The 4,198-nt window shown below is 58.1% G+C and carries 4 protein-coding genes; all 4 read right to left on the bottom strand.

Annotated features, from left to right (window positions below):
- The coding region (locus tag V6C16_RS08635; protein ID WP_333543018.1) for a PEP/pyruvate-binding domain-containing protein at positions 1 to 757 on the bottom strand (757 nt) is incomplete at its 3' end.
- 1 nt (position 758) lies between these two features.
- Complete coding sequence (locus V6C16_RS08630) at positions 759 to 1,139, bottom strand: response regulator (RefSeq protein ID WP_333534910.1); 381 nt, start codon at positions 1,137 to 1,139, stop codon at positions 759 to 761.
- Positions 1,140 to 1,294: 155 nt separating this feature from the next.
- Positions 1,295 to 2,998 carry a sensor histidine kinase gene (locus V6C16_RS08625; protein WP_333534912.1) on the bottom strand — a complete coding sequence of 568 codons (1,704 nt, stop codon included), beginning with the start codon at positions 2,996 to 2,998 and terminating at the stop codon, positions 1,295 to 1,297.
- 2 nt (positions 2,999 to 3,000) lie between these two features.
- Positions 3,001 to 4,198, bottom strand: a 1,198-nt coding sequence (locus tag V6C16_RS08620) for a PEP-utilizing enzyme (protein WP_333543017.1), incomplete at its 5' end; no start/stop codon positions are given.

Here is a 4,198-nt window from a genome sequence, read left to right as displayed (position 1 = left end):
CAAGCGAATCTTCGCCCACCGCGCTGCTGCGCAGGGCCAGCTTGAGACCGGGGCCGGCCTTGGCGCGCATGGCCTCCACGGCTTGAGTAATGGCGTCTTCGAGTTCGGGAGGCAGAGGAGCCGTGAGCACGGCCTTTTGCAGGGCGGCGGCCAGACTGAAAACCTGCTCAAGGCTCTGCATGTCCGTGGCCTGAATAAGCCGGTTCAATTCGCTCTGAAGGCCGTTATATTCCATAAACCGGTAGTAGGCGCTGACAGTCACGGCAAAACCGTCTGGCACGGAAAGTCCGGCATTGGCGGCCACTTCGCCCAGATTTGCCATTTTACCCCCCACAAGGGTAAGGTCGCTCAGGCTTATCTGGTCAAGATGCAGGATAAGGGGACCGTCCTGATGGGGCGGCTCTTCCAGCAAAGCCTCCATCTGGGCGCGGATACGGCCAAAAGGTTCCAGCAGGCCGGCGTAGGCATTGCCGGAAAGCGCGTTCAACTCGCGCACCATCTGAAAAACCGCAGTGACGGCCCTGGTGCTGACGGCATGCACATAGTCCATGCCGAAAGGTTTTGCGCCGTGCAGGCGGTCTTCCACCTCGCTCATGGCTTCAAGGGCGCGCTTGTTGGCAGAGAGCAGACGACGGAAGCGCGCGCAACGCTCACGCAGTCGCGCCTTCAGTTCTTCCTCACGGGCCAGTTCCTCCGGGTCTGGTTCCCCGGGCTGATCCCGCCCTATCCAGTGCCGCAAAAACTTGAGGAGCGCCATCTTACACAGCGGAGCGAACCGCTTCCTCCATTTTTATGATAAGTTCGCTGATGGCTACGGGCTTGAGCATGTAATCATATGCGCCAAGATCAAGCCCTTCCACTGCCACCCCCATGCAGGCATGCCCCGTAAGCAGTATGACGGGCAGGCCGGGGCATTTCTGCTTCATGTGGCGCAGGGTTTCAAGCCCGTCCATGCCGGGCATGCGCACGTCCATCACCACAATATTGAAAGGTTCGCCGCCGGAAACAAGGTTTTCTTCCACCATGCTCAGCGCTGTCTGCCCATCGGGCGCCGTGACCACTTCCATTCCGCGCCGGGCAAGGCGTTTTTGCATGAGTTCAAGAAATTCCAGTTCGTCGTCCACAAACAGCGCGCGCATGGGGCCTCCTCGGTTTCAGGCAAAGTCTCGGCCAGGCCAAGCCAGGGCCGATACCGATGACGTGTCTCGTGCAGCAAATGGCGCCGGAGCGCATATTCTGGCAAGCCGTGGCACTCCCCCGGCCAGCATCAACTTTTTCAGTCGCCAAAACGCCCTCAGGCCGTCAGGCCGTCTTCCGGCGGAAGCTGTGGCGGTTCGGCGGGCAGGGTCACACTGAAGGTGGTTCCCTCGCCCAATCGGCTCTGCACCTCAATGCGGCCGCCCAGTTTTTCAAGTATGGTATAACAGATAGCCAGTCCAAGGCCCGTCCCCTCGCCCACCTTCTTGGTAGTAAAAAAGGGATCAAAAATACGGGTTATGGTTTCCTGATCCATGCCGGGGCCGCTGTCGTTAAACAATATGCGAACACCCTTCTTCCAGGCAAGGGTGCGGATGGTGAGCGTGCCGTTTTTGCCGATGGCGTCAATGGCATTATCGATAATATTGATAAAAATCTGTTCAAGCTGCGCGGGGTCAGACAGAATGACCGGCACTTGCGGATCGTATTCCCTGACAATGTTGATATTGCGGCTGGTGGCTTCTGTTTTGAGCATTTCAGCCGCCTGATCCGTCAGGGAATTGATCAGTATTTCCGTGCGACCGGGGTTCATGCGGCGGCCAAAGCCGAGCATGCGCTGGGTAATGCCCTTGGCGCGCTTGACATGTTGGTCAATTTTCTCTGTACTTTCAAGTATCTCTTGATAATTTTTCATGGTTTCGGGCTTTTCGTCGTCCAGCAGGTCGCGTATCCAGCCCGCATTTTCCTGAATGAGCATCAGGGGATTGTTTACCTCATGGGCCACGCCCGCGGCCATTTTTCCAAGGGCCGCCATCTTGCTGGACTGAAGCATGCGGGCATCAATATGGGCCTGCTTCTGGTCAGACTCTTCAAGCGAAGCCACAAGCCGCCGGGTGCAAAGTTCGGCCCCCATGCAGATAAGCCCGCTGCCGAGAATCATGAAAAAAACAATCAATGCCTTGAGTTGCCGCAACGGCTGCAGGCTGTCACGTACGTCGTCCAGTACCACAAGCGCCCAAGGCATGGATTCCAGAGGCATCATGGCGGCCAGCATTTCCTGCCCTTTTGATGTGGTCAGGTGCTGCGTGGACACGCTCTTGCGGCTCAGGTCCGGCAGGGGTACGCCGAACCTGCTCATGCTTTTGCCGTGATAGCGCGAGTCTGTCTGCAGTTCGCCCCTGGCGTTGACCAGAAAGGCATCACTGTGCGGGCCGGAATACACACGGCGCAACAAGGCTCCCATAGCGTCCATATCAATGGTGGCCCGCACGATGTAACTGCGCCCTCCCTCATGCCGCAGCACCGCAATGATGAAATGGGGTTCATTTCTGTAGCCCATAAAAACATCGCTCACATACACGCCCTTGCGCAGCACTTCTCTGAACCAGGGAGTGTCTGAATAATTGTTGCCGCTAAGCTCATACGGGCCCACATAGGAAACGTGGCGGCCATCCATGCCGATAACGCCCACATCCACAAAGGAGCGACTGTTGCTCTGCATGACGCTGAAAATGTCGCTCAGTCGTGTTGGGTTGCTCAGGTCGGCATAGGGGTGGGTGAAAGCCAGATTTTTTATCTGGGCGACGCGCTCCACCATAAAGGTATCCAGCGCGCGGTGTTTGCTGCTGGCCACAGCCTCGATGCCCGCACTGATTTTTTCATCATAAATGGCGCTCAGCCTGTCCAGACAGAACAGCCCCAGAGCCACCAGGGGCGTAAGCGCCATAAGCAGCAGGGTTACGAGCAGGCGGCGGTATATGACCTTGTACCCGCGATGGGCTGCGGGAGCGACTGCTGACATGGCTACGCCTCCTCCACGCCGGTTGCGGTCTGCGGCAATTTTTCGCCCTTGAACAGCAGGCGGCAGTGTTCCAGCATTTCCTCGCGCCGGGCAGCCACCTGGGCCGCATCCTGCATGATCATGTCCAGCTGCCGGGTATGAATGGTCATATACCCCGCCACTGCCAGCAAAAGTTCGCCTTCTTCACGATCCATGCCCTTGAGGGTGGCGCTGACCGCATCATTGCGCACCATGGGGGCAAAGCCGAATTCCCATAAAATTTCAGCCGCAAAACGCACACGAAGGATGCGCCGCTCAATATTGGCCGCGCCGCCCCGCAGGTGAAAGGTAAGGTAGTTCTCGGGGGTGCGCTCGCCAAGGCGCGCCTCTACCGAGACAAAATGAAAACCGAAACGCGAATGCAGACTGCAATAGTCGCGCGATATCATAAAATAGTTTTTTTCAGAAAAATACGCGGTCTGCGCGGCCGGGTCCAGATTGGGGTTGGCCGTGGCCTCAAACAGCACAGAAAGAAAACCCTTGCCGTCCACAGGCGGCGGTCCCTGCCAGGGATAGGCGTTCATGCCGTGCCAGAGGGCGCGCATGGGAACCGACGCGATCTGCTCGATATCAATGACCGGGCCGGGAGGCGTGACGGCAAAACCGTCACTGAGGTTCACCACCCAGAATTGCTTGAGCACCTTGTCGCGCAACTGTTTTACCCGTTGCGGCGCGTATTTTTTCTCCGCGCCAAGGCTGAACATGGCGCTCACGGCCCGTTCATGGCAATAGCGGGCAATATCGTGGTATGTCTGGCAGTTGGAGGCCCTGAACTCGGGGCTGTCCACATCCATGGTCAAAGGCAGTATACGCGCCGACGCCTTTTGCAGAATGCGGTACACAGGACTGCCGGGCATATAGTCGCGCCCCGGCGGCACGTTGGGCAGCAGGGATTCCAGCCTGTCCACATAAACCTGACAGACGTCCGAGCAAAGTGTAATGCGCTGCCCGCTTTTTAAAATTTCCGTTGCGTTATCCAGTCCGAAAATGGCCGGCTTGCCAAACTCGCGCGCCAGTGACGCCAGCCGCGAACCGGGCAGGCCCTCTTCGGCTATAATGCCTGCGGCGCGGTCCATCAACGCGCCCCAACGATAATTGTCGTCAGGCACAACAAGAATGCCGCCAGCGGGAAAACGCCGGGCCTCTTCCCACCGCCGCGCC

The organism is Desulfovibrio sp. 1188_IL3213, from assembly GCF_036763145.1.
Classification (GTDB): Bacteria; Desulfobacterota; Desulfovibrionia; order Desulfovibrionales; family Desulfovibrionaceae; genus Desulfovibrio.
This window is presented reverse-complemented; position numbering and strand designations above follow the sequence as displayed.